The following is a 26,178-nucleotide window of genomic DNA, read 5'->3' on the forward strand; positions in this document are numbered from 1 at the left end:
TTACATTACGCCTCCATATCTTTTACAAATGATTCAATTTCTTTTAAGAATCCATCTTGTGAATGTTCCTTGCAAATATAAGCCTTTATTCCCAATTCTTCAAGTGGTTTATTGGTTCTAGTGCCTATTGCTATAACTTGTTTTTCTTTAATAGCATCTAAACCAACCATATCTATCATGTTATATACAGTTGATGGGCTTGTAAAAAATACTATATCTACTTCATCAAAAGCTCTTTTATTTCTTACTCTTCCTTTTACTGTATCATAAATAAATACTCTATCTACATTTGCGCCTACATTAGATAATTCATCTGCTATATCTGATTTTGCTAGTGATGAGCATGGAATAAGTACTTTTTCATTTTCTTTAGCATGTGGTTTTAACACTTTTATTAATCCAGCACCTATGAATTCTCTAGCTTTTACAAAACATATTATACCTCTTCTTTCAAGAGCTTGCCATGTTGCCTTACCTATAGCTGATACTTTAGCTTGTAATTTTCTTATATCATATTTCTTTTCTATTAAGTAATCAAAGAATATATCAACTGAATTTACAGAAGTAAATACTATATGATCATAGTTTTCTAAATCATCCATATAACTATCTAAATTACTAGCTGTACTTTCTATTTCTATAGCACTTAAAGCAGTAACTTCAGCACCCATATCTCTTAACTTTTGTTTTAAAGTAGCTGCTTGCTTTTCAGATCTAGTTACACAAATATTTTTTCCAAACAAAGGTTTATGTTCGTACCAAGCTAAGTCTTCATTTAAGTTAACTACTTCACCAATAACAATTATACATGGTGATTGTAATTTAGATTCCTCTACTTTTTCACATATGTTTTCTAGAGTTCCCACTACCTTCTTTTGCTTGCTTGAAGTACCTCTCATTACAACTCCACAAGGTGTAGATATTTCTTTACCATTTGCTACAAGTTCATGTACTATGTTTTCTAAATTGCTTAATCCCATCATGAAAACTAGAGTACCTTCTTCCATAGCTAAAGCTTTAAAATTAGACTTAATGTGTTTTGCTGACATTCCTGTTACAACATGAAAACTTTGAGCTATTCCTCTATGAGTTATTGGAATACCTGCATAATTTAATACTGCTATTGGAGACGTTACACCTGGTATTACTTCAAAAGGAATATTTTCTTCCTTAAGCGCTAACACCTCTTCTCCCCCTCTTCCAAAAACATAAGGGTCTCCACCTTTAACTCTACCTACTATATGACCTTCTTTTGCTAATTTTACTAGCATTTCATTTATTTCTTCTTGTGTTTTATAATGTGCTCCTGGTTCTTTCCCACAATAATAAATCTCACAAGAATCACTTAAATAATTTAAAATATTATTTGAAACCAATCTATCATATAAAACTGCTGTGCATTCTTTTAATTTATTAACAGCCTTTACAGTTAATAACTCTTCATCTCCTGGTCCTGTACCTATAATATATACTTTACTCATAATCTATTTTTTAATAAGATATTATACCTACTGCATAAAACTCTTATTAATCCTAAGCCACCTTTCAGTTAAATTTTCAACATGTATCTTAAATGAATGTTAATATTTTAGTATAAAAACGATATAGCATTAAAATTTGATTTTTAGAGTTCTTAAATTAAATCCCCTATATATGAGCTTTATATTAAAACATTGATATCATATTTAAATACGTATTATCCTAATATTTTTTGTGCTAATTTCTTTCCTAATTCAATATTATCGTGCTTACATCCTAAAATATCTTTCTTAACTATTTTTCCGCCTATATCATATATTCCAATCATGTATAAATCATCACCTTGAAGTTCTGAATAAGCTCCAATAAGGCTATGACAATCTCCTTTTAACTCCTTCATAAAACTTCTTTCAGCTTCTACAGTTAAAGTTGCTTCTTTGTCTATTAAAGCTTCAAAATACTTATTAACATCTCCATTTTTTAAACACTCAATTCCCAGTGCTCCTTGAGAAACTGCTGGTAAAAATTCTTTTGGATCAAAATAATCTGTTATTAAATTTTCATCACCTAATCTTTTAAGACCTGCTGCTGCTAGCACGATTCCATCTAAATTTTGTTCTTCCATTTTTTTTAGTCTAGTTTGAACATTACCTCTTATAGGAACTATCTCTAAATCACTTCTTAAAATCTTAAGTTGAGCTGCTCTTCTTATACTACTTGTTCCTACCTTAGCACCTTGTTTAAGATCTTTAAATGAAATATCTCCATTTGAAATAAATACATCTCTAATATCTTCTCTGCCTGTTATAGCTGTAATTTCAAATTCACTACTAACTTGAAATGGAACATCTTTCATACTATGAACTGCAGCATGAGCTTCCTTATTTAAAAGGGCAAGCTCTATATCTTTAACAAAAAGTCCTTTACCACCTATTTTATTTAATGATATATCTAGCTTTCTATCTCCTTCAGTTACTATAAGTAGTTTTTTACTATCTATATTAAATTTTGATTTCAATTTATCCATAATTATTTCAGCTTGAACTTGAGCCAGCTTACTTTTTCTAGTTGCTATTATTAATTCATTCATTATTCTTACTGCTCCTTTATCTATCTAAATTTTTAACTTGAAATATAATCTATATTAATTTATTTAATATTTCTTCTTCAAAGTAAAGTTTTAATACTAATTTTTCTTTATGATTATCATAAAAAAACTTAAAATCATCACAAGAAATAAAATCTAGTATCTCTTTTTTATATTTTGAAAACTTTATAGCTTTATTTCTAATCTTTGTTGTTAAAGCCATAAAATCATCATAATCTTCTAATAACTCTTGAACTTTATTTGCAAGCATTACTGACCCTTTAGGATTTCCACCATTTGTATTTAATGCAAAGGTTATATTTTTAAGATTTCTTTGAACAGGTATAACACCTATTCCATTTTTGAAACTTGAAGATTCTATATATATTTTATAATTCTTATCACAATATCTTTTTATATTATCATTGATTTCTCTATCATCTATTGTTATTAGAACTAAATGTTTATTTTCTAAAAATTCATAATTAAACTGATTTTTTATTAAAATCAGTCTTTCCTTAAATTCTTCTGATAAACTTATTACTTCTTCACAAAAATCTTTTGAAATAACTTCAACATAGCAGCCTGTTTTTAAAAAATGTTTAATCTTTATAAATCCAGCTCTGCCTCCACCAATCACACCAATATTTATTTTATGGGAAAGTAGTGAAATAAAAGAATAATCTATTTTTTCGTCATAAATATGCTCTTTATTATCCTTAAACATTCCTCTTCACTTCCCTTTAAAGTTTCTTCTTTCATTACCTCTATAGCTCTATTTATGTAATAGTCAGATGTGCTCTTTATCATTTTATTTGCTAAATCAATGTCATCTTTATCTTTACATTTATTTTTAAATGTGGTTATTCTCTTATCATATATATCTTTAGAAGTTGCTTTTAGCTCTTCTATTGCTGGAATCATACTTCTTAGTCTTTTCCATTCATAATACTCATTTAAATATTTCTCTAAAATAAATTTATTTGAATCCATCTTATCAAAACGCATTTTTTTATTATCATCATTTATATGACTTATATTATCTATATTATAAACCTCGGCTCTATTTATATCATTAATCTCATCATCAACATCTCTTGGTACTGCTAAATCATAAATTAGTATTTTATCTCCTAATTCATTTATATCTTGTTTTTTTATAACTATATGAGGTGCTGATGTACATGAAATTACACAGTCCATATCGTTTATGTATTTATTTTTTTCTTCAAAATCTATTACGTTGACTCTATCATCTATAATTTCATCTTTTATTTTCTTATTTCTAACTGCTAAATAGACTTCATTTATATTATGTGCAAGTAAATATTTCATAGTTAAACGACCCACATCACCATATCCTAATACCATAAATTTTTCACATTCTTTATTAATAGATTCATTTACAACTATTGATGCTGATGATACTGGAATTTCAAATAATCTCGATTTACTTTTAAATTTTTTACCACATGTTATAGCACATTGAAATAATCTTTGTAGTTCTAAATTAATAGCTTTTGCATTTAAAGACTTAAAGTAGGCATTTTTTACTTGACCTAAAATTTGATCTTCTCCTAATATCTTTGAGTGGAAACCACAAGTTACTTCAAATAAATGCTTACATGCTCTTTTATCTTGCGATATAAAAACATACTCTTTATAACTATAGTCCCAATTCAAAACTTCAAAAATCTTTTTTAATAGTTCTTCATTAATAGAAGAAACATTAAAATAAATTTCTGTTCTATTACAAGTTGCAAGCATGATAACTCCATCTAAATATTGTAATAAACTATTTAGATACTCATCATGTTTGTTTGCTTTTATAGTTAATTTTTCCCTAATTTCTATTGGTGTATTCTTTTTTATTCCTAATACTGCTATCATTATTTTTCCACCTTGTATAATTATTTGAATATTTGGCTATGTTTCAGCAGAGTATTTATATATGCGTAAGCAAAGTGGACGGAATGTAAAAAGGAAACTCGACTTCTGATAGTCGCTGAGTAAGTTCGAGGAGCGAAATATAAAATTCCGACTCTCACTTAACAACACTAAAATGAGTATAGTCCCATTTTAGCTTGCTCCCAATATAAAATTGAGACAAGCAGTAAATGTGACAATACTTATTAAGAGTTCTAAAAGTTTAATTCCAATGCCACTTCACCTATTGCATATATCAACACACATTTAAAACAGATCGAAATATTTATATGTTCTAATTTAATATTTTATATTAAAACATACAATAAAAAAAGTTAATTTGTAATTTGTAATAATTATTTTTTAATATAAATTATATTTTACCACTTTATTTACAGCTTTTATAGTTGATAATTCAGAGTTTAGATTCAAATGATATAGACCTTTTAAAAATAATATATTTTAAAATTCCTTAAGAATTTTTCCTTCACTCTCAATTTTCCACTTTCAATTATCAACTGAATTTATTTCTAAGTCTAAATTTTGTCAGCTTTATAAGATTTAAAAAATCTTATAATTTTCTATATATTAAAAAGTTCAAGTTGTATACAATAATTACTACTTGAACTTTTTAATAATATTTATGTTATATTGTAATAATGTTTTATCTATTTAAAACGTTATTTATAAATTCCTCTTTTCCTATTCTATCCATAGCTTTAGAAATTCTTTCACCAGGTTGTCCTACTTCTCTGTAGTAATCCACAATTTTATCAACCATAGGAATTATTTCTTCTTCTTTAAATATCTTTCCTAAAGAATCTCCGATTCTCATTCCTCTACCGAATCTTCCTCCAACAAAGATTTCTCCACCCTTTTCTTTTGCAACAGCAGCGCCTAATTTACATTCTCTTACGCATCCACCACAATTAACACATAAATCTTTATCATGTACTATTTTTTTATCAACTACCTCTAAAGCTTTTTGTCTACAAGCTTTAACGCATAGTCCACATCCAACACATTTTTCTAAAACAAACTCTGGTACAGTTCTTCCCATGATACCAATATCATTTATATTAGCTTTTGCACAGTTATTAGCACAACCAACTACTGCTACTTTACATTTATGAGGAGTGTCTGTTCCAAAATACTTATCCTCTAATTGTCTACATATTTCTTGTGTATTAATGTTTCCATGAAGACATACAGTACCTTTACAAGATACTAAAGGTCTAAATTTTTGTCCTGTACCTCCATGTCTTAATCCTAAATTCTTTGCTTCTTCAATAACTTTTTCTACATCTTCATCTTTTATCCAAGCTACTTCAATTTGCAGTCTTGTTGTCATTCCACAATAATCTCGACCATACTTTTTAGCAATGATATTTATATTATTTAATTCCTCTACTGTAAAATTACCTGCTCTACCTAAAAATCTTACTGCAAAATGTTCTTTATCATTTTGTAATAAAAAACCTAAAGCTTTTAATTCCTTTTGTCTCTTTGCATTAACTGCCATGTGTATGTCCTCCCTAAAAATAAATATATTTATTTACCAACAAACTCTTCTCATACTATCTTAATAAATAAATGAATTATACTCTAATACTTTTTAATATATATTAATCATAACTAAATACTTATATGTGTATTTTTAACTATATTGGATATACTTATATTTATAGTTTAATATTTTAAAATTACATTAAAAATTTATTGCATTAGGAGATAAAAAAATGAGAATTCCAAAACATATAGGCATAATTCCAGATGGAAATAGACGTTGGGCTTTAGCTAATGGTTTCACAAAAGATAGGGGATATTCCTTCGGCATAAATCCTGGACTTGAAGTTTTTAAATTGTGTCAAAAAGAAGGTATATCTGAAGTAACTTTTTATGGATTTACAGTAGATAATACAAAAAGACCTAGTGAGCAAAAAATAGCCTTTACTGAGGCATGTATTGAATCTGTTCAATTGCTTACAAATGAAAATTGTGAAATATTAGTTTTAGGAAATACAGAATCTAAATTATTTCCTCAAGAATTATTACCATTTACGAAGAGAACTGCATTTGGTACTGGTGGTATAAAAGTTAATTTTTTAATTAATTATGGCTGGGAATGGGATTTGAATATACTAAAAGAAAATGATTCATCTCATAAAGGAATTATACCTTATATAAATTCTAAAGATATTTCTAGAATAGATTTAATTATAAGGTGGGGCGGAAGAAGAAGACTTAGTGGGTTTTTGCCAGCTCAATGTGTTTATTCAGATTTTTATGTAATAGACTCATATTGGCCTGCATTTAAATCAAAAGAATTCTATGATGCATTAAATTGGTATAACGATCAAGATGTAACTCTTGGAGGCTAACTCATTTACTAAAACTTATAATATTCATATAAAAAGCTATTTCATTTTATTTTGAAATAGCTTTTTATTGAGTTCATACTTATGCTAAGATAAATAATATAGTATATTATTTACGCTGAGGTGAAAATTATGATTAAGATCTTTCTTGTATATTTACTTTTTATAAATTTTATTGGTTTTTCTATTATGCTTATTGATAAAAACCGTGCAATACATAAAGAATGGAGAATCCCTGAAAAAACACTCATTGGAATTTCTATAATTGGTGGATCTATTGGTATGCTTCTGGGAATGTATACTTTCAGACATAAAACTAAACATTTAAAATTCCTATTAGGAGTACCTGTTATTATTATTCTTCAATTTTACCTTATTATATATTTATGTAATTACATTAAAATTTAATTTCTTGTATACCATATTATTTATACTAAGGCTTATATTATGTAAACTTAAAAGTTCAAAGCATGAAAGCAATAGAATAACAATAGTTAAATATAAAAATAAGGCTTTGCAATTATATCAAAGCCTTATTGTTGTTTAATATTAAATGTTTAAATTACTCTTTTTTATATGTTTATATGCACAATATGCAACTTGATATTCTAGCTATATTATACTCATTTTAGCATTCCTAAGTTCAATTACCCAGTCCAATTTAGTTATGCATATATAATCACTCTACTAAAGCATGGACTTTAAATAAATGATTTTAAAAATACTATTATAATAAGAATTGGTGCTATGTATTTCATAATAAAAATTAAAGCTTTTACTATTGCCTCATTATTTAATATTCCATTATTACTTAATTGATCTGTTAAATACTTTTTATTAGCAACGTACCCAGTTAATAAAATTATTAATAATCCATTTATAGGTAATAATATTTTAGATACAATAGCATCACAGAAATCAAAAAATGTTAATCCAAATATTAATTTATCACCTAATAGTCCATCAGCATTACCTGATAATGCTGCTAATGATCCAATACCTATTATTATTATTATATTTAGTATTATAGCTCTCTTTCTTTCCATTTTTAACTCTTCTGTGAAAAATATAGTTAAAACCTCTAACAATGATATCATAGCCATTGTGGCTGCCATTGCTGTAAGAGCAAAAAACATAATTACTAAAATCCATCCTCCTGGCATTTTAGCAAATATTAAAGGTACTGTATTAAATAGTAAGCCTGGGCCACTACTTGGTTCTAATCCAAAGGAAAAAACTGCTGGAAATATAGCAAGACCTGCTATTAATGATACCAATGTATCTGATATTGCTACTTTTCCTGCTGTACCAATTAAGTTATTATCATCAGTATAATAACTGCTATATGTAATCATTGTACCTGTTCCAACTGATAGCTTAAAAAATGCTAGTCCTAAAGCTGAAAGTACAACTCCAATATGTACTTTTGAAAAATCGGGTTTAATTAAGAAATTCATACCTGCCATAGCTCCTGGTAATGTTAAACTTCTAAAAGCACAAACTACAAGAAGTATGATTAGTACAGGCATTAATGTTTTGGTTAGCTTTTCAATTCCACCCTTTACGCCTAAAACTAATATGGTTCCTCCAACTAATAATGCTATAAGTTGCCAAACAATTGGGGATATTGGTCCTAAGCTTGTATTATAAAATATAGTACTTGCAGATTCTAATGTCACTCCTTTTAATGCCCCTGTTACTGCTTTAAATACGTATGAATAAACCCATCCAACAACTACTGTATAGAAAAATAGCATAAAGTACGTTGCAAGTATTGCAAAAACACCTATAACTTTAAATCCCTTTTTATCTGTAATCTTTGAAATCGCTCCATATACGTTCCTTCTAGTACCTCTACCTATTATAAATTCACTAATAAGTACTGGTAATCCTACTAATGCAACACATATTAAATATATAATAATAAATGCTGCTCCACCATTTTCTCCTGTAATATAAGGAAACATCCATATATTACCTAAACCTACAGCGGAACTTAATGTTGCTAAAAAAACTGTTAAACTTGATGAAAATTTTTCTCTCTTCTGTTCCACACTAATCCTCCGTTTGTTTTATAGATTAGACCTATTAAAACTCTTATTAACATGCCTTTTAAATAAAATCATTTATATTCTAACATCAAACATTAGTTTTTGTAACATTTTTAGATAAAATATATTATTTTTTTTAATTTTATAAGGAAAAGCTTAAAAATACAAGCTTTTTTTTATTAATTTAATCAATTTTATTCAATATTTTTAAATAAAAACTAAATAAATTCCATTTTATTAATTATTTATCAATTTATATGATTTATAAAAACATATATAGTGAATTTTCAAGTATAAAATTTTTCTTAACTCTTAATTTTTAGATAAAATTTTATATCAACTTTATTAAACTAAAAAATTCTATATTTTTTATAAATTAAAATAAGCTGTATTTAAAAACACAGCTATTCTTACTTAGATATATTATTGATGTTATAAGGAGTATTTTGATATACACAATAATTTAACCAATTGCCAAATATTATATTAGAACTACCTCTCCATGTAAACTTAGGAGTACTGTTTATATCATTATCTACAAAATAGTTTTGTGGTATATCTATATTCCCCCCTTTTTCTCTATCTCTCATATATTCTTCTTTTAATGTATTTCTATCATACTCAGGATGACCCATAAAGAATATTTTTCTTCTATCTTTAGTGGCCACAATAAAAACCCCAGCCTCTTTCGATTCCGATAAAATTTCTAGTTCTGAAATTTTATTTATATCTTCTTTTTTTACTTCTGTATGTCTAGAGTGTGGTACATAAAATATGTCATCTAAGCCTCTTGTTAGATCAGCATTTTCATCATTTACCCAATGAGAAAATACCCCAGAAATTTTATTTTCTAATTTATATTTTTGTATATTATAATGATAATATAATCCTGCTTGAGCTCCCCAACATATGTGTAATGTTGAAAAAACATTTGATTTACTCCATTCCATTATTTCAGTTAATTCATTCCAATAAGTAATATCTTCAAATGCCATTTGTTCAACAGGTGCTCCAGTTATTATTAACCCATCAAACTTTTCTTCTTTTATATCGTCAAAATAAGTATAAAACTTTTCCAAATGTTCAATTGGAGTATTTTGTGAAACATAACTTTTAGTTTGAATAAGCTTTACTTCAACTTGTAATGGTGTGTTAGACAAGTGCCTCAATAATTGATTTTCTGCTAAAATTTTTTTTGGCATTAAATTAAGAATTGCAATTTTTAATGGTCTTATATCTTGGGTTTTTGCTCTACTATCATTCATGACAAAAATATTCTCGTTAGATAATACTTTAAATGCTGGTAATTCTGTTGGAATTTTTATAGGCACTAATAAAGCCCCCTTTCTTATTTGCGTTTTATAAATCCTTTAAAATTATTATTCAATTTTTGTTATTTACAAATTATTATACCAAAAAATCAATATTTATCAATAATCATAAAATTTTAATATTTAATTCTTAATATTAAATAAGTTATAAATTTAATAATTTATATTTATTTTAAAGTATTAAATTTATAATAATATTTTATTCAGTTTATTTTCATATACATACTTTTATTAATACTTAGATATTTAATTGTAATTATTTTACTAATCTATTAATTTTTCCAATATTTTTCATCTATTTTTTGGATATTTAATATATTTTATTTATGATATACTTATAATTATACAAACTAAAAGGGGGCATTACTTTATGATAGTAAATAAAGATATAATAATTGGCTTTATAGGAACTCATACTAATAATGATAGTAAAGGAATTTATAAGTTTAGTTTTAATTCATCATCTGGAAAAATAGATAGAATCAATTTAGCTTATGAAATTAATAATCCTAACTATTTAGCAATTGATAAAGAAAGAAATATTTTATATTCCACTTGTAGCATAGGAAAACAATCTGGGGTTTCTTCATTCAAATTTTTTGGAGAAAAAGACTATGTGGATTTAATTAATTATAATGTTGAAGATGGTAAAGAACCTTGTCATGTAAGCATAAGAAAGAATAAGCAACTTTTAATTTCTTCAAATTATAATGAAAATGAAATTAAAGTTTTTAATACTTTAGATGGAATAATTTTAACATCTCATGTAACTGTTAATAATGAAGATTGTGAAAAAGATTTAAAAGGTGAAAATTCTCATATAAATTGTTCTATTTTCTCACATGATGAAAAATATATTTTATCAGTTGATTCTGGCAAAGATGTTTTAATGTTATATACTTTTAATAATGATAAGCTGGTTGCGAAAAAACATTTAAGTTACTCATTCCCCAAAAATTCAGCACCTAAGCATATAACTTATTCAAAATCAAAACCATTTTATTATGTTTTAGCAGAAAAAAGCTGTGAAATTTTCACTTTAAAATATAATTCAAAAAAAGAAAATCCATTTGAAAAAGTCGAAGTAACTAGCGTTTTTCCAAAAGATTATAAAGAAGAAAAATTAGCATCAGCTATACACATACACAAAAATAATAAATTTTTATATACTTCTGATATAAAAAATAACACGATAACTTTATTCTATATAAATGATGAGAATGGAAAATTAGAGTATGCTGATATCTTTGATTGTAAAGGTGAATGTCCTCGTGACTTCCAAATAGATCCTACTGGAAAGTATTTAATTTGTGGTAATGAACTATCTAGTACACTATCTATTTTCTCAATTCAACAATCAAATGGAGCATTAAAATTTATAAGAACAGAAAATGTTCCATCACCAACATGTGTAAAATTCATTGAATAACAAAAAAATCCAACTAATCTTTAGTTGGATTTTTTTATTTAGCTTATTCACCTAAAACAAATTTTTCTATTGCGTAAGCTACTCCATCTTCATCATTGCTTTTAGTTATAAATTGTGCATTTTCTTTAACTTCAGTAAATCCATTTTCCATAGCAACTCCAAGGCCTGCATATTTAACCATTGATAAATCGTTTCCTGCATCCCCCATTGCTATTACCTCTTCTTGCTTTATTCCTAAAGTTTCTGCAAGTCTTTTTAGTCCTTCACCTTTATCAACTTCATTGTTCATAAATTCTAAGAAATAAGGTGTACTTCTTAATACATTATATTTTTGATAAAGTTCTTTAGGTAACTTTTTAATTACATCTTCTAATATGTCTTCTGGATCTATAATCATTACTTTTATTATATTTTCATTGTCATCTATGTTATCAAAATCTACAATACTTATACCAATTCCGTTTATTTCTGCTTCAACTTCTGTATATTGGCTAATTTTAGGTGTTATCAATCCTAATTTTTCAGAAAAAGCATGTATATTTACATTTAATTCCTTGGCTATGTTATTAATATATTTTAAATCTTTCCCTTTTAAAACAGTTCTTGATATTATTTCACCACTTTTTGCATTTTGAGCTACTCCACCATTAAAACTAAGAACATAATCATCCTCTTTTAATAATTCAAGTTCTTCTAAATATTGTCTTAATCCCTCACTAGGTCTTCCTGAAGCTAAAACTACCTTAACACCTTTTTGTTCAGCAGCTTTTATAGCTTTTTTATTTCTTTCAGAAACCTTTTTATCACTTGTAAGTAATGTTCCATCCATATCTAATGCTATTAATTTGTACATATTCTTCCTCCAATTTGTTTAAAAATAATACTCTTTTTAATATAAATTATTATCATGTTTTATTTTATCATAATTAATTTATCATTAATAATATAAATGTTTTAAAATTTGTTTTAAAATGAGAAATACTAACCTTAAATAAATTTAACCATTGTAATATTTATTACATCTCACTCACATTTTGTAACTAATATCTGATTTCTTCATAATATAAAATATATATAAGTATGTATTAGTTATCGAGGTATTACTATGCTTGAATCAATTTTATTAGTATCATCTATCTGTATAGATTCTTTTGTTGCAAGCATTGCTTATGGTACATCTAAAATTAAAATTCCGCCAATATCTGCTTTGATAATAAATTTGGTATCTACATGTACACTGGGCATTTCATTATTACTTGGAGCTATTGTAAAAAAGTTTTTACCGGGTGATCTGCCTATGTTGATAGGATTTGTTCTTTTAATGGGACTTGGTATATATCGTTTATTTGAATGTATATTTAAATCTTATATATCTAAGTGCTCTAAAATAGATACCCCTTTAACATTTAAAATATTTGATTTTAAATTTGTACTTGAAGTTTATGCTGATGAAACAAAAGCTGACTTTGATAAATCAAAAACTTTAAGTCCAAAAGAATCATTTTATCTAGCTCTTGCACTTTCATTAGATAGCTTAGCAGTTGGATTTGGTTCTAGTTTGACAAGTATAAATTATATTCAGGTCATAATTCTTAGTTTCATAATTGGTTTTTTAGCTGTATCAATGGGTGTTATAATTGGTAAAAAATTAGCTGACAATATAAATGTTGAACTTTCATGGCTTTCTGGAGTACTTCTTATAATACTAGCTATTATAAAATTTCTGTAAATCCTATCTATAAAAGAGCTGTATGAAAATAATTTTTAAATTACTTCATACAGCTCTTTTATATTTCAGTTAAGTTTTTTATTATACGTTGATATATACAATAGGCAAAATTACATTGTATATATGAACACTTTGCTTAAATTTTAAATACCCATTATTTCTTTTATTTTGTTTACATCTATATTCTCTGAAAACACTTTTGCTAATTTTTCATATTGTTCATTTTTATAATCAGATATCTTATTTAGCTCATCATCTTCTGATAAATTAAAATTATTATTCTTCTTTAAAGCATTAATAAATGCATTAGTAAATTCTTCTGAATCAAAAATTCCATGCAAGTAAGTTCCTGCAACAGATCCTTCTATATCACAAACTCCAATAACTTTTCCTTTAGAATCCTTTATAAATGGTTTTACATTTTTTCCAACTTTACTTATTCCATTGTGTATTTCATATCCAACTAATAATTTATTTTCTATTTCATTAATATCTTTTAGATTTGATACTACCTGAGCTTCGACTTGCTTAGTTACTTTTCTTTCATTAAATCTAGTCTTTATGTCAAGTAAACCTAATCCTTCTTCTTGAAAAGTATTTCCTTCTACACCTTGTTGATCAAGAAGTAGCTTTCCTAACATTTGATATCCACCACAAATCCCCAATACTAATGTACCACTATCGTGTAATTTAATTATCTCATTAGCAAGTTTACTTTCTTTTAAGATTCTTAAATCTTCAATTGTATTTTTAGTTCCCGGTATAATAATTACATCTGGATTTTTTAAATACTTTGTACTTTCTACATATCTTACATTAACTCCATTTATCCTACTAAGTACATTAAAATCTGTAAAATTAGACATATGAGAAAGTCTTATTATTGCTACATCTATACTGTTCTCATCTTCAGATTCTTTATTACATATTTTTTCTGTAACAGCATCCTCATCTTCAATATCAAAGCATTCATATGGCATTACCCCAAGAACAGGTATTTTTATTATTTCTTCTAATTGTTTTACTCCAGCTTCAAAATGTTCTTTTTTACCTCTAAATTTGTTTATTATAACACCCTTTACTCTGTTTCTCTCATTCTTTGATAACAATTCAAGAGTTCCAACTATAGATGCAAAAACTCCACCTCTATCAATATCAGCTACTAATATAACTGGCGCATCAACACTTTCAGCCATGTTCATATTAGCTATATCACTTTCCTTTAAATTTATTTCAGCACAACCTCCAGATCCTTCTAGTACTATTAATTCATACTCATTGCTTAGTTCATCATATGATTCTTTTACAATACCTTTTAACTTTTTGTTTAGTTCTTTATATTTATAAGGTTCTATATTATCATAAACTTTTCCATTTACTATAACCTGAGTATGTCCTCCACTTGGTTTTAATAATATAGGGTTCATCAAAGCACTAGGTTCTAGTTTACATGCTTCAGCTTGTACGACTTGGGCTCTTCCCATTTCTGCTCCATCTTTGGTTACATAGGAATTCAACGAAATATTCATTGCTTTAAAAGGAGCCACTTTAAACTCTTCATTTTTTAACACTCTACATAGTGCTGCTACTAAAGTACTCTTTCCTACTGAAGATGCTGTACCTAAAAACATTATATTTTTTTTATTCATACTACCCTCCAAAACCATCTTTTGCAGTTTTTAATAAAATACTTTAACTGCTCATTTTATTATTAAATATCCATAGTTATCTGAATTCTGCTTTTCTATTATTTTAAATTCTACCTTGTTATTAAATATAGGTCTATTATATACGAATGTATGGTATTATCCATTTTTGCCACTATATGAAGTTACAAACTTTAAATTTTCCATCCTTACCTCTTTGTCTTTAGATTTATTTTTAAATTCTATTCATTATCACCAAGTATATTTTTTATGCAAGAAATTAATTTAGTATTATCTTCCCTACTTTTTACTGCTACTCTATAATAATACTCATTTAACCCATCGTAGTTACTACAACTTCTTATTAAAATATTGTATTTTAATAGTTCTAATTTTAAATTAATATCTAAATTACTTTTAAAAAATATAAAATTTACACTAGGTTCATATACATTTAAGTTTTTAAATGCCTTTAGACTATTATATAGGAAAGTCTTCTCTTTTTCCATATATTGTATTGTTTTTCTTATATAATTTTTATCATGCAAAGAAACTCTCGTTGCTACATCTGCCAGTATATTTATATTCCAAGCTGGAGTTATCTTATAAACCTCATTTATAAAATCTTTGTTTGAACATAACCCATATCCTATTCTCAATCCTGGTATTGCAAAAAATTTAGTAAGCGACTTTAGTATAATTAAATTATCAAAAGTTTCTATAGTATTAACCATTGAAATATCTTCTGTTATAAAATCCATAAAAGATTCATCAATTAAAACTGTACTATTGTTTTCTTTAGACTTTATTAAAATTTTCATTAATAATTCTCTATTTGTTAATACTCCTGTTGGATTATTAGGGTTACATATAAAAATTAAGTCAATTTCTTCTGTAATTTTATCTAAAATATCGTCACATATTTTAAAAGAATTATTTTCACTCATTTTATATAGTTCAACTTTTGAATCCACACATTCTACAGCTTCTTTATATTCTGAAAAAGTTGGTACAGGTATTAATACTTTTTTAGGTTTTAATGCTTTAACTATATTAAATAACACTTCTGCTGCACCATTTCCTAACATTAAATAAGATTCATTAATATTTTCATATTCAGATATTGATTTTTTTAATTCCATATAGCTTATGTCTGGATATTTTTTTATTTCCTCCATTGAATCTATTATAGCGTTCTTTACTTTACTTGACATACCTAAAGGATTAATATTAGATGAAAAATCTATTATATTATTATAATCAATTCCTTTTTGTCTTGCTATCTCTTTTATATTTCCACCATGTCCTGTATTAGCCATAGATATGTCCTCCAATAAAAATTAATATAATTGATAATATGTATGATAAAATAGCACTACAGTAAAGTACTTTTGACGTTTTGTCCACATCCAAAACCTCTATTTCCTTAATACTCTCCCCTATAGTTTGCTTTTTAACTAATTCTCCAAAATAGTAGTTTGCTCCCCCAAGTTGAACTCCTAATATTCCCGCCATTGCAGCTTCTGGATGAGCGCTATTAGGACTTGAATGATTATATCTATCTCTTTTATATATTTTAAAACTACGTTTATAATCATACCCTAAAATCATAGCTGATAATACTATTAAAATCCCTGTAATTCTTGCTGGAATATAATTAAATACATCATCTAATTTTGCAGAAAAATATCCAAACTCCATATATTTATCATTTTTGTATCCAAACATAGAATCTAAAGTATTTACTGCTTTATATGCCATAGCTAATGGTGCACCTCCAAGTCCTGCATAAAAAATTGGTGCTATAATTCCATCTGACATATTTTCTGCAATTGTCTCTATTACGGCTCTTATAATATCTTGTTTATCTAAATTTTCAGTATCTCTTCCTACTATAAATGATAATTGCTTTCTGGCAGCCTTAATATCATCTTTTCTCACTAATGAAATAACCTTATACCCTTCTGTCACTAATCCTTTAGCAGAAATACAGAAATATATTACTACTCCCCCTAAAATTATACCTAAGTACTTATTAAAATCACTTATAATCTTTAATATAAAAAAGTTAACTAAAAATGTAGTACTTATAACTATCAACCAAGTAATAAGACCACCTATCTTTAAACAATTCTTAAATATCTTTCTAGTTAATCTTTCTAATTTACTAGCAAAACTTCCAATTATTCTAACTGGATGTATTGGATTTTCTGGATCTCCAATTATTAGATCTAAAAAAAATCCAATAGTTAATTCTATCATTCTATAAACCACCCTTAATATATTAGATTTTTAAATTAAGCTAAGTTTTTGAAGCATTGTCCACTTTGCTTATACATATATCAACATATCTTTAAAACTATCCTTAATCTTTTGAATTTTAAAATTATATTTTAAAAATTCCTTTAACATTTATTATTTCCACATCATTTTCTAGTGATATGATAAGTTTATATCCATCTCCACCTTGTGGTTGCCACTCTATAAAGCTTTTTTTATTGTCATATAATTCTTCTAATAACACTCCTATAGTACCTCCATGCAAAACAGCTAATGCACTTTTTATGTTTTCATCACTTAATTCACACACTAAATTATAAAATCCTGTTAAAATTCTTTCTTTAAATTCTTTTTTACTCTCACCATTAGGACATTTAACTTCTCCAACCTCATCCATAATCCACTGTTGATATTCAGAATTTTCTTTTAAATCTTCATAAGATTTTAACTCAAATTCTCCAAAATTATATTCACATAATTCTGGTACTAAATCATATTCTTCATTTGGATATAAAATTTCAAAAGTTTCATTAGCTCTCTTTAGACCACTAGTAAAATATTTTTCACATAAAGGATATATATTGCTTTTCTTCTTATCTATAAGATCTATAATACCTTCATCGCATAATGAGACATCTGTTTTGCCATAATATAATTTTTCTTTATTACAATACGTCTTTCCGTGTCTAATTAGGTACAATTCAATTTTACTCATCTTTTAATACTTCCTCCAGTCCAAAAAATATTCTACATACTTTATTTGAATTTTGTGATAAAAATTGTAATACTCTGCCACATTCCTCTCTCCATAATCTATCTTTTCTATCTAAAGGTACAATTCCAGAGCCTATTTCATCGCACACAATAATCCTATCTTTAAGAATGTCTAAATTTTCTTTTATTATCTCTAAAGCATCAATGTTTTTTAAAACACAATCTTTTATAAATATATGCAACCCTATTATACTTTTATATGAAAAATCTAAATTCGAATTATTACAATAAAATAAATCTTCATTCACTAAATTATACTTTTTTTTAGCGAATTCAGTTTTTCCATTGTACGCTCCACCATAAATTAAAATCATATCTTTAATTTTCCTTTCTTATATATCTTGTGTATTAAATTATTAAATATATTTAAAAATTCTAGTTAATACTATGCACTTAAATTCTCCACTTTCTACTTATAATCCTTAACTAATTTTCTCTGATCCTATATTCAAAATTAATTTTTCAATCTTTAAAAAAATAAACATGCTGAAAGAAGTCCTACTAATTCTCCTACAACCAGAGAAAATCCTGCTACATCACCAGATATTCCTCCAAATTCATTAAAACATTTTTTCACACACAAACTTATAGTTATTGCAACAATTGATAAAATCACTATTCCAATATATCCAAGTATAATTCCAAATAATATATATGCCAAAGCTAACTCTAATATTAAAATAACCTTATCTTTACTGTTTGTCCCCTTTTTAAAATAGCTTCCTAATGTGCTTTCCTTAATTGTAATTGTAGTAATTAAAAAGTATGCTACTATGTTTCTACTTATTATAGGTAAAAACATTAATATATATGGATTTTTATTATATTCTAAAAATGAATGCACTGCACCAAATTGTATGAAAAATAAAATAATCACAGATATAACTGAAAATGCCCCTGTTGTAGAGTCTTTTAATATTCTTAGCTTTTCTTCTTTATCTCTTCTTGATAAAATAGCATCACAAACATCCATAAATCCATCTAAATGTAACATCCCAGTAATTATAAATGGTATTATCATTATTAATATACTTTTTAATACTATGGATATGTCTAAATAATTTATTAACTTATATCCCATAAACCATATAATGCCTATAATAACCCCTATGATTGGATAACACTTCATCATGTTTTTAGCCCCATCCTCATCCCATTCTACATATGGCATTGGAATTATAGTAAACATACTTAAAGACATGATAAGTCCTTTAAATAAATTTTTCATTTCTTTATTTATCCCTTCTTAGCTAATTCACTTAATAAATTATTTCCTTTATGTACTTTTACATTACTAAAACTACATTCAATAACTGTATCACATATCTTAGCTAGTTCTTTATTTATTTTTCCAAGTTCTCTCTTATAATTCTCACTTATCTCATCATATTCTATAGAATCATTAAATATGTAGTCTGATATAATCACCACATTTTTGACAGTATCTATTATTTCCTTAATATTACTTATTACTTTTAATGAGGGAGATTTTATTATATTATTTTTTATAAACATTTCATTAGTTAAAAGTGAAGTTAAGCTATCAATTAAGATTGTATCTTCTTCTTGTATATATTTTAATGTTTCATTTAAATCTCTGAATTGTTCCAAAGTAATAAAACCTAATCCAGATCTACTAACAATATGTTTTTCTATTCTTTTTTTATCTTCATCATCATAAGGACTCATGGTAGCTATATATATAACCTTATCTTTATTTAAAGATAAAGCTATTTTTTCACCTATGTTAGATTTGCCACTTTTAGAGCCACCTATTATTAAACAATGCATATTACTTTTCTATTCCTATTCTTGAATTAATACCTTTTTCATAAGGATGTTTTATTGCTTGAATTTCAGAAACATAATCTGCAAGTTCTATTAATTTTTCATTTGGATTTCTTCCTGTTAATACTACTTCAAGACCTTTAGGTTTGCCCTTTAAAAAATCTGTAACAATATCTAAAGGTACTAAATCTAAATTAGTAGCTGCAATAATTTCATCTAATATAAGAATATCAAAATTTTCTTCTATAGCTTTTAAAGTTATCTCTTTAAATCTTTTTTCATGTTCTAATTTTGTATATTTTTGCTCTTCCTCTGTCATAAACTTAAAAAACTTTTTAACTGGTTCACCCTTTACTATTTGGAAATTTACTCCAATTTTATTTATAGAAATTAATTCACCTGTATTATTATCTTTTAAAAATTGAGTAAGAAGCACTTTTTTATCTCTTCCTGCTGCCCTCATACCGAGTCCCATAGCTGCTGTAGTTTTTCCTTTTCCATTTCCACAGTAAATATGTATAAGTCCTAAATCCATCATCTTCATTCCTCACTTTTATTTATTATAAGTCTTAAGCGCTTTTTAAGTTTATTTTTTTATAAAAGCACTGTTATCATAATAACATTTTATTTTTAATATCTTGTTTAATTGATTAGCTTGGCAAATAATATAATCACAACTTTAACAATACGTAAACACTTTAATATGATAATAAATTTCTATCACATTAAATTCAAAATAATTATAACATAAGCCAATGATATATTATTAATATCATTGGCTTATTTATCTTTTCCTTAATCATATTATTTTATTATATATGTCTTTATAAAAATCTTATAACAAGTTATTTTCTTTTAAAAACTCTCTTGCAACATCTTTTGGATCTTTTCTTAATTCATCTACTTGATAATTTAAATCGATCATTACTTCATTAGTTAATAAAGGTGCTATCTCTTCAATTATAGGAGCTATTTCCGGATATTTTTCTAATGTTTCTCCTTTAACTAATGGTATAGCATAGTATGGTGGAAAGAAATTTTTATCATCTTCTAAGACAGTTAAATCAAATTTCTTTAATAATCCATCAGTTAAAAATGCATCTATAACATCACTTTCATTATTCATTAATGCTGTATATTTTGGACTTCCATCAATTCCAATTTCATTTTTAAAGTTGAAATTATAAGCTTTTTTCAATCCAATAATTCCATCTTCCCTATTAAGAAATTCTAGACTTGGAGATATTGTTAACTTATCTCCTACTTTTGCAATATCACTTATTGTTTTTAAATTATATTTTTCAGCAGTATCTTTCTTAACTGCTAAAGTATACGTATTATTAAATCCCATTTGGTTTAATACTTCAACATTAAACTTATCTTTAAAATCAGTCTTAACAGTATCATAAACTTTTTCCACATCAGATATAGGTGGATATTTTAATGTATCTCCATAACATGTGCCACTATAATCTACATACATATCAATATCTCCACTTTTTAAAGCAGAAAAACAGATTTGAGTTCCTCCAAGAGCACTTTTACGTTTAACAGAAATATCTGTATTTTTCTCTATAGCTTCAGAAAAAATATTACAAAGTATCTCTTGCTCTGTATAATCCTTACTTCCAATGGTGATTGTCTTACTATTATTTTTACTTGATATATTAGTTACTACAAATATTCCTAATATTATACAAGCTGTAAGTACAAGAATACTTTTTTGTCTTCTGTTCCTTTTTACTTTGGAAATTCCTTGTTTAGTATTTCCCTTTTGAAGACTTACAGGTGTAACTAAATTTTCAATTAATCCAAATAAAAAATCAACTGCTAATGCTAATATACAAGCTGGAATTGCACCTGCTAAAATTTGATAATTATTGACTGTTCTTATTCCTGAAAATACTAAGTATCCTAGTCCCCCTCCACCAATGAAGGCAGCCATTGTCATAAGTCCCACTGCTGTAACAGCAGATATTCTAACACCTGACATAATAACAGGTAAAGCTAATGGCAATTGAACTTTTACTAAAATTTGAAACTTTGTAAGTCCAATTCCTCTAGCCGCCTCTAGAGTCTGCGGATTTATACTTTTAATTCCTGTGTTTGTATTCTTTATAATTGGTAGTAGTGAATATAAAACAACCATTACAATAGCTGGAGTTGTTCCTATCCCTAAAAATGGTATTGCAAAACCCAATAATGCCATACTAGGAATTGCTTGAATTATATTAGCAATTGCTATAACAGGCTTATTCATCTGCTTTATATAACTTATGAATATACCTAATGGCATAGCAATTATAATTGCTAATCCTACAGATAATGAAGTAAGCTTTATATGCTCAATCAATAACATAAAAATTTGAGATTTAGCTTCCATTAAATAATTTAAAAATCCCATCATTTTATTCCACCTCCTCAGTATCTAAAAATTGTTGACTTAGCGTTGTAACTAAACTACTTTTAGTTATTATACCCTTTAGACATCCACCCTCATCAACAACTGGTAATCTTGAGATTTTATTTTCTTTAACAAGTTCAAGTATATCTATAATTGTGTCATCTGGAGATGCTTTTATAAAATCAGAATTCATTATATTTTCTACCGGTACACTTCTATCTGTATTATTTTGTATTTGTTTAGCTGTAACAATCCCTAAAAGATGATTTAATTTATCAATTACCATTAAGCTATCAACCTTTGAACTTCTCATCTTTTCTACACACTTTAGTAATGATATATTTTTATAACAGGTAATAGGATTATCAATCATTATATCCTTTACCTTTATAAATTCTGGTGAAGACCATATTCTATTTTTTCCAATAAATTCACTTACAAAATCATTACATGGATTTTTAAGTATGTTTTCTGGAGTATCATATTGAATGATTCTTCCTCCATTCATTATACAAATTTTATCTGCTATTCTTATCGCTTCATCCATATCATGTGTAACAAAAACAATAGTTTTTCTTAGCTTAGATTGTAAATCAATTAATTCATCTTGAAGCTGTAAACGCGTTATAGGATCTAGTGCACTAAAAGGTTCATCCATTAATATTATTTCTGGATTCGTTGCAAAAGCTCTTGCAACACCAATTCTTTGTTGCTGCCCACCACTAAGTTCTGTTGGATAACGATCTAAATATTCCTCAGTATTTAATCCTACCATATCCATTAATTCATAAGTTTTCTTTTCAATATTAGCTTTTTCCACCTTTTCTAAACGCGGAATTATTTCAATATTTTCTCTAATAGTCATATGAGGAAATAATCCTGTTTGTTGAATAACATATCCCATATTTCTTCTTAATTTTATAACATCCTTAAATCCAATATTTTCACCATCAATTAAAATTTTACCTGAAGATGGTTTAATAAGTCTATTTATCATTTTTAAAGTGGTAGTTTTACCACAACCGCTTTCACCAATAATACTTACTAATTCTCCTTTATCTATTTTAAAAGATACATCCTTTAAAACAGTTTGATTTTTAAAAATTTTACTTACATTTTTAAATTCTATCACTGAAAAACCTCCTTTTTTTGCAAAGTAACAACTTTATTATATCATAAAGTTGTTACTTTTGGCAAAAATAAAGACAACCTGCTTATTGTCTCTATTAAAATTATTATGGATACATGAAATTATGTACTCTTTCATAACAATCTTCATCACCTACAAAATAAAATATATCTCCTTCTCTAAAAATTGCATAAGGTCCTGGAGACATCACTAAAGATTCCCCACGTTTTATTGCAATTATAGTTGCAAATGTATTATGCCAGAAATTAATTTCTGATATATTTTTACCTATATATGAAGTATTTTTACTAATATTTATTTCGAATGGTATGAAAGGGTTTATAGATTTAAACCTATCTGTCTTATCTATTAAATCTAATAAATGCTCTTTAAGATATTTATTTTCTAGTGTTTGACGTTCTATACTTCCTAATATTTCTTTTTTTAAATCATTAACTGTTTGAATATCTTCATATTGTTTTACAAATTTAATTGCATTTTGACATGATTTTATTGTAACACCACTGCCTTTAGCCGTATCTACAATTTCCATATCAGATAAAATACAAATAGCGCGTCTAGCCGTTTCTGATGAAACACTATATTGAGCAGCTAATGCTGAACGTGCATATATTTTTTCTCCAACTTTATAATGTCCATTTACTATTTTGGAAGCAATATCTGCTGCTATTTGTTGATATACAGGACTTACTATTTTTAAACTTCTTTTCATTTCTATATCCTCTTATTAAGTGTATTTAGTTATTAAATACACTTAATATTTAATAACTTTTCAACATGTATTCTACCATAATAAATTTATTTATTCTAATGTTTATATTTATATTTTCAAGGCTTGTAGCTTCTTTATTAAATCTTTTTACTTCCAAATCACATACTGGAGTATCTACTGATGGAACACTTACAAGAACTTTCTTTCCTTTTAAATTTTTTGATGATATTGAATTTAAACTATTATCTATAGCTGTAAATTCTGGAGCTGTATCACCAACATTTATAATTCTTCCCTCAAGTGTTACTAGATTTCCTTTAAAATTAACATTCATATTATCATCTCCATAAGTATATTAAAATTATTTACCCTAATATAATGCGTAAAATTTAATCTCTATATACTATGCAAAATAAGTATATTTTATTGTGTTACTAATATTTTTATTATTAATTAAACATACTAATTTTATCTAATTTCTACAGAAGAGATTTAATATGTTTGAAGAATTAATTAATAAATATCTGCTCATTCCAATTCATATATTTGAACTCATGGGCATTATAGACTTTACTCTTACTTTTAAGAGCAGTTTCTGAATTATCACTAGATGAAAGAGCTTCCTGCAAGCTATTCCAATTTAATTTTAAAAAATTTAATTATTAATTTTTCTTAATTCATCTAAATAATTATCATTTATTTCTGCTTCTTCAAATGTGGCCATATTATTCATAATAGCGCATGCTGAATCCATTATGGAAAATGCTAATGGACATCCACTACCTTCACCAAGTCCCATATTTAAATTTAATATTGGCTCTAAATTCATTTCCTTCATAGCAACTTTAAAGCCTATTTCTTTTGATTCATGAGAAGTAAACATATAATCTCTTACTTTAGAATTTAACTTAAAAGCTAAAAGTGCTGCAACTACTGATATAAGTCCATCAATTACTACAGGAATTTTATAATATGCTGCCCCTAAAAATACTCCTATCATTCCTGCAATATCAAATCCCCCTACTTTAGCTATTATATCTATTGGGTCATCTTTCTTAGGTTTATTTAATTCTATTGCTTTTTTTACAACTCTAATTTTTTTATTATATGCTTCATCTAAAAGCCCAGCGCCTCTACCAACTACTTCTTCAACTTTTAAATTAGTTAAAGATGATAATACACAGCTACTAGTAGTTGTATTGCCAATTCCCATTTCTCCAACTCCAAGAATTTTATAACCATCATCTTTAGTCTTCTCTACAGCTTCAATACCAACTAAAATCCCTTCAATAGCTTCTTCATATGTCATAGCATTTTCTCTAACTATATTATTAGTAGACATTCTTATTTTTTTGTTTATTATCAATGGATGTGAAAATTCGCAATTAATTCCAATATCAATAACCTTTAAATCTGTATTATTAGCTTTTGCAAGTACTGCCACTCCCGTTAAACCTTTAGTAAAATTTATTGTTTGTGATAATGTTACAGATTGTGGACATGAAGATACCCCCTCTTCTACTACTCCATTATCTGAACACATTATAATAATTGCTCTTTTATCTAAAGTATTTTTTACACTCTTTGTAATTCCAGAAAGCCTTATTGACATTTCTTCAAGTTTCCCTAAACTATTTAATGGTTTTGCAAGAGAATTCATTCTTTCTTTTGCTTTTTCCATCACATTTTTATCTACACTATCTATATTGCTTATAATTTCTCTAAGAATTTCTTCTTTACTCTTCATAACTTTTCCCCCAATTTATTATAATGTTTCTTGTAATTTACCACTCATTATTTTATTTATAATGACAAAATAGCTACACTTTTTAACTTAAAGTACTTCTAATACTTACTTAAATCTAAATTTTATCAAGCTTTTAAGTTTAAAAATTTCCATACTTTCCTTCACAAAAATATAATGAGTTCTTAGCTTCACTATAGATAAGCTAACATGAAGCTAAGAACTCTACCTATATCAATTTTATTTACTCTTATAGTAACAAATTAATAT

At 26.4% G+C, this 26,178-nt stretch carries 25 protein-coding genes; 4 read left to right on the forward strand and 21 right to left on the reverse strand.

The annotated features are described in order from the left end of the window. Positions 1-5: 5 nt before the first annotated feature. The 5 genes from cobA to RYM86_RS06915 all read right to left on the reverse strand — a co-directional run bounded on the left by cobA (position 6) and on the right by RYM86_RS06915 (position 6,014). Positions 6-1,481: a uroporphyrinogen-III C-methyltransferase gene (gene cobA, locus RYM86_RS06895; RefSeq protein ID WP_315078993.1), complete on the reverse strand. Its 1,476-nt coding sequence runs from the start codon at positions 1,479-1,481 to the stop codon at positions 6-8. Between the two features lie 215 nt (positions 1,482-1,696). Further along, entirely contained in the window at positions 1,697-2,569 is an 873-nt protein-coding gene (hemC, locus tag RYM86_RS06900; protein WP_315078995.1) for a hydroxymethylbilane synthase, read from the reverse strand. A gap of 49 nt (positions 2,570-2,618) precedes the next feature. Beyond that, on the reverse strand, positions 2,619-3,293 hold the full coding sequence (locus RYM86_RS06905) for an NAD(P)-dependent oxidoreductase (protein ID WP_315078997.1): 675 nt from the start codon (positions 3,291-3,293) through the stop codon (positions 2,619-2,621). Then, on the reverse strand, positions 3,251-4,456 hold the full coding sequence (hemA, locus tag RYM86_RS06910) for a glutamyl-tRNA reductase (protein WP_315078999.1): 1,206 nt from the start codon (positions 4,454-4,456) through the stop codon (positions 3,251-3,253). Before hemA ends, RYM86_RS06905 begins: the two co-directional genes overlap by 43 nt. 700 nt (positions 4,457-5,156) lie before the next feature. Then, positions 5,157-6,014: a 4Fe-4S binding protein gene (locus tag RYM86_RS06915; protein ID WP_315079001.1), complete on the reverse strand. Its 858-nt coding sequence runs from the start codon at positions 6,012-6,014 to the stop codon at positions 5,157-5,159. Positions 6,015-6,231: 217 nt separating this feature from the next. On the opposite strand from RYM86_RS06915, the gene RYM86_RS06920 reads away from it, so the two are divergent. Beyond that, entirely contained in the window at positions 6,232-6,873 is a 642-nt protein-coding gene (locus tag RYM86_RS06920; RefSeq protein ID WP_315079002.1) for an undecaprenyl diphosphate synthase family protein, read from the forward strand. Between the two features lie 129 nt (positions 6,874-7,002). Beyond that, on the forward strand, positions 7,003-7,278 hold the full coding sequence (locus tag RYM86_RS06925) for a DUF1294 domain-containing protein (protein ID WP_315079004.1): 276 nt from the start codon (positions 7,003-7,005) through the stop codon (positions 7,276-7,278). 293 nt (positions 7,279-7,571) lie between these two features. Here the strand turns inward: RYM86_RS06925 and RYM86_RS06930 are convergent, their stop codons facing one another. Next, the gene (locus tag RYM86_RS06930) at positions 7,572-8,924 is read right to left on the reverse strand and encodes a sodium-dependent transporter (RefSeq protein WP_315079006.1); all 1,353 of its coding nucleotides are present in this window, start codon (positions 8,922-8,924) and stop codon (positions 7,572-7,574) included. 407 nt (positions 8,925-9,331) lie between these two features. Next, positions 9,332-10,252, reverse strand: a complete 921-nt coding sequence (gene metA, locus RYM86_RS06935; protein WP_315079009.1) for a homoserine O-succinyltransferase — start codon at positions 10,250-10,252, stop codon at positions 9,332-9,334. Positions 10,253-10,622: 370 nt separating this feature from the next. On the opposite strand from metA, the gene RYM86_RS06940 reads away from it, so the two are divergent. Then, complete coding sequence (locus RYM86_RS06940; protein ID WP_315079010.1) at positions 10,623-11,681, forward strand: beta-propeller fold lactonase family protein; 1,059 nt, start codon at positions 10,623-10,625, stop codon at positions 11,679-11,681. Between the two features lie 43 nt (positions 11,682-11,724). On the opposite strand, the gene yidA is transcribed toward RYM86_RS06940, so the two are convergent. Further along, positions 11,725-12,534: a sugar-phosphatase gene (yidA, locus tag RYM86_RS06945; RefSeq protein WP_315079014.1), complete on the reverse strand. Its 810-nt coding sequence runs from the start codon at positions 12,532-12,534 to the stop codon at positions 11,725-11,727. Between the two features lie 252 nt (positions 12,535-12,786). On the opposite strand from yidA, the gene ytaF reads away from it, so the two are divergent. After that, positions 12,787-13,410: a sporulation membrane protein YtaF gene (gene ytaF / locus RYM86_RS06950; RefSeq protein WP_315079015.1), complete on the forward strand. Its 624-nt coding sequence runs from the start codon at positions 12,787-12,789 to the stop codon at positions 13,408-13,410. A 143-nt stretch (positions 13,411-13,553) separates the two neighbouring features. Here ytaF and RYM86_RS06955 read toward each other — a convergent pair whose 3' ends face one another. The 13 genes from RYM86_RS06955 to cobT form a co-directional block, all read right to left on the reverse strand. Continuing rightward, the gene (locus RYM86_RS06955) at positions 13,554-15,059 is read right to left on the reverse strand and encodes a cobyric acid synthase (protein ID WP_315079016.1); all 1,506 of its coding nucleotides are present in this window, start codon (positions 15,057-15,059) and stop codon (positions 13,554-13,556) included. A 239-nt stretch (positions 15,060-15,298) separates the two neighbouring features. After that, complete coding sequence (gene cobD / locus RYM86_RS06960) at positions 15,299-16,375, reverse strand: threonine-phosphate decarboxylase CobD (protein WP_315079017.1); 1,077 nt, start codon at positions 16,373-16,375, stop codon at positions 15,299-15,301. Next, the gene (locus RYM86_RS06965; RefSeq protein ID WP_315079018.1) at positions 16,368-17,318 is read right to left on the reverse strand and encodes a cobalamin biosynthesis protein; all 951 of its coding nucleotides are present in this window, start codon (positions 17,316-17,318) and stop codon (positions 16,368-16,370) included. The genes cobD and RYM86_RS06965 overlap by 8 nt, the downstream gene beginning before the upstream one ends. 124 nt (positions 17,319-17,442) lie before the next feature. Then, positions 17,443-18,051 carry a histidine phosphatase family protein gene (locus RYM86_RS06970; RefSeq protein WP_315079019.1) on the reverse strand — a complete coding sequence of 203 codons (609 nt, stop codon included), beginning with the start codon at positions 18,049-18,051 and terminating at the stop codon, positions 17,443-17,445. Next, positions 18,044-18,424, reverse strand: coding sequence for a bifunctional adenosylcobinamide kinase/adenosylcobinamide-phosphate guanylyltransferase (locus RYM86_RS06975; protein ID WP_315079021.1), 381 nt, complete (start codon positions 18,422-18,424; stop codon positions 18,044-18,046). The genes RYM86_RS06970 and RYM86_RS06975 overlap by 8 nt, the downstream gene beginning before the upstream one ends. Before the next feature lie 155 nt (positions 18,425-18,579). After that, the gene (cobS, locus tag RYM86_RS06980; RefSeq protein WP_315079024.1) at positions 18,580-19,338 is read right to left on the reverse strand and encodes an adenosylcobinamide-GDP ribazoletransferase; all 759 of its coding nucleotides are present in this window, start codon (positions 19,336-19,338) and stop codon (positions 18,580-18,582) included. Positions 19,339-19,346: 8 nt separating this feature from the next. Further along, positions 19,347-19,901, reverse strand: coding sequence for a bifunctional adenosylcobinamide kinase/adenosylcobinamide-phosphate guanylyltransferase (locus tag RYM86_RS06985; RefSeq protein WP_315079025.1), 555 nt, complete (start codon positions 19,899-19,901; stop codon positions 19,347-19,349). Position 19,902: 1 nt separating this feature from the next. Continuing rightward, entirely contained in the window at positions 19,903-20,436 is a 534-nt protein-coding gene (locus RYM86_RS06990) for a cob(I)yrinic acid a,c-diamide adenosyltransferase (RefSeq protein ID WP_315079026.1), read from the reverse strand. A gap of 297 nt (positions 20,437-20,733) precedes the next feature. Next, positions 20,734-22,305, reverse strand: a complete 1,572-nt coding sequence (locus RYM86_RS06995) for a glycine betaine ABC transporter substrate-binding protein (RefSeq protein WP_315079028.1) — start codon at positions 22,303-22,305, stop codon at positions 20,734-20,736. Position 22,306: 1 nt separating this feature from the next. Continuing rightward, positions 22,307-23,434, reverse strand: a complete 1,128-nt coding sequence (locus RYM86_RS07000) for an ABC transporter ATP-binding protein (protein ID WP_315079030.1) — start codon at positions 23,432-23,434, stop codon at positions 22,307-22,309. Between the two features lie 103 nt (positions 23,435-23,537). Then, positions 23,538-24,164 carry a TrkA C-terminal domain-containing protein gene (locus RYM86_RS07005; RefSeq protein WP_315079032.1) on the reverse strand — a complete coding sequence of 209 codons (627 nt, stop codon included), beginning with the start codon at positions 24,162-24,164 and terminating at the stop codon, positions 23,538-23,540. A gap of 49 nt (positions 24,165-24,213) precedes the next feature. After that, positions 24,214-24,498 (reverse strand): redoxin family protein, encoded by a 285-nt coding sequence (locus RYM86_RS07010; RefSeq protein ID WP_315079035.1) that lies wholly within the window; start codon positions 24,496-24,498, stop codon positions 24,214-24,216. A gap of 321 nt (positions 24,499-24,819) precedes the next feature. Continuing rightward, positions 24,820-25,911 (reverse strand): nicotinate-nucleotide--dimethylbenzimidazole phosphoribosyltransferase, encoded by a 1,092-nt coding sequence (cobT, locus tag RYM86_RS07015; RefSeq protein WP_315079037.1) that lies wholly within the window; start codon positions 25,909-25,911, stop codon positions 24,820-24,822. Positions 25,912-26,178 lie beyond the last annotated feature (267 nt).

Origin of the sequence: uncultured Clostridium sp., from assembly GCF_963527835.1 — a bacterium.
Taxonomy (GTDB): domain Bacteria; phylum Bacillota; class Clostridia; order Clostridiales; family Clostridiaceae; genus Clostridium.

Coding starts and splice junctions, on each gene's coding strand:
- RYM86_RS06905 (WP_315078997.1), bottom strand. CDS start 3,293: ATGTTTAAGGATAATAAAGAGCATATTTATGACGAAAAAATAGATTAT.
- cobT (WP_315079037.1), bottom strand. CDS start 25,911: ATGAAGAGTAAAGAAGAAATTCTTAGAGAAATTATAAGCAATATAGAT.
- RYM86_RS06940 (WP_315079010.1), top strand. CDS start 10,623: ATGATAGTAAATAAAGATATAATAATTGGCTTTATAGGAACTCATACT.
- RYM86_RS06965 (WP_315079018.1), bottom strand. CDS start 17,318: ATGATAGAATTAACTATTGGATTTTTTTTAGATCTAATAATTGGAGAT.
- RYM86_RS06990 (WP_315079026.1), bottom strand. CDS start 20,436: ATGATGGATTTAGGACTTATACATATTTACTGTGGAAATGGAAAAGGA.
- RYM86_RS07005 (WP_315079032.1), bottom strand. CDS start 24,164: ATGAAAAGAAGTTTAAAAATAGTAAGTCCTGTATATCAACAAATAGCA.
- RYM86_RS06975 (WP_315079021.1), bottom strand. CDS start 18,424: ATGATTTTAATTTATGGTGGAGCGTACAATGGAAAAACTGAATTCGCT.
- RYM86_RS06915 (WP_315079001.1), bottom strand. CDS start 6,014: ATGGCAGTTAATGCAAAGAGACAAAAGGAATTAAAAGCTTTAGGTTTT.
- RYM86_RS06985 (WP_315079025.1), bottom strand. CDS start 19,901: ATGCATTGTTTAATAATAGGTGGCTCTAAAAGTGGCAAATCTAACATA.
- yidA (WP_315079014.1), bottom strand. CDS start 12,534: ATGTACAAATTAATAGCATTAGATATGGATGGAACATTACTTACAAGT.
- RYM86_RS06955 (WP_315079016.1), bottom strand. CDS start 15,059: ATGAATAAAAAAAATATAATGTTTTTAGGTACAGCATCTTCAGTAGGA.
- RYM86_RS06995 (WP_315079028.1), bottom strand. CDS start 22,305: ATGATGGGATTTTTAAATTATTTAATGGAAGCTAAATCTCAAATTTTT.
- RYM86_RS06970 (WP_315079019.1), bottom strand. CDS start 18,051: ATGAGTAAAATTGAATTGTACCTAATTAGACACGGAAAGACGTATTGT.
- RYM86_RS06920 (WP_315079002.1), top strand. CDS start 6,232: ATGAGAATTCCAAAACATATAGGCATAATTCCAGATGGAAATAGACGT.
- hemC (WP_315078995.1), bottom strand. CDS start 2,569: ATGAATGAATTAATAATAGCAACTAGAAAAAGTAAGCTGGCTCAAGTT.
- ytaF (WP_315079015.1), top strand. CDS start 12,787: ATGCTTGAATCAATTTTATTAGTATCATCTATCTGTATAGATTCTTTT.
- RYM86_RS06925 (WP_315079004.1), top strand. CDS start 7,003: ATGATTAAGATCTTTCTTGTATATTTACTTTTTATAAATTTTATTGGT.
- cobD (WP_315079017.1), bottom strand. CDS start 16,375: ATGGCTAATACAGGACATGGTGGAAATATAAAAGAGATAGCAAGACAA.
- cobA (WP_315078993.1), bottom strand. CDS start 1,481: ATGAGTAAAGTATATATTATAGGTACAGGACCAGGAGATGAAGAGTTA.
- cobS (WP_315079024.1), bottom strand. CDS start 19,338: ATGAAAAATTTATTTAAAGGACTTATCATGTCTTTAAGTATGTTTACT.
- hemA (WP_315078999.1), bottom strand. CDS start 4,456: ATGATAGCAGTATTAGGAATAAAAAAGAATACACCAATAGAAATTAGG.
- RYM86_RS07010 (WP_315079035.1), bottom strand. CDS start 24,498: ATGAATGTTAATTTTAAAGGAAATCTAGTAACACTTGAGGGAAGAATT.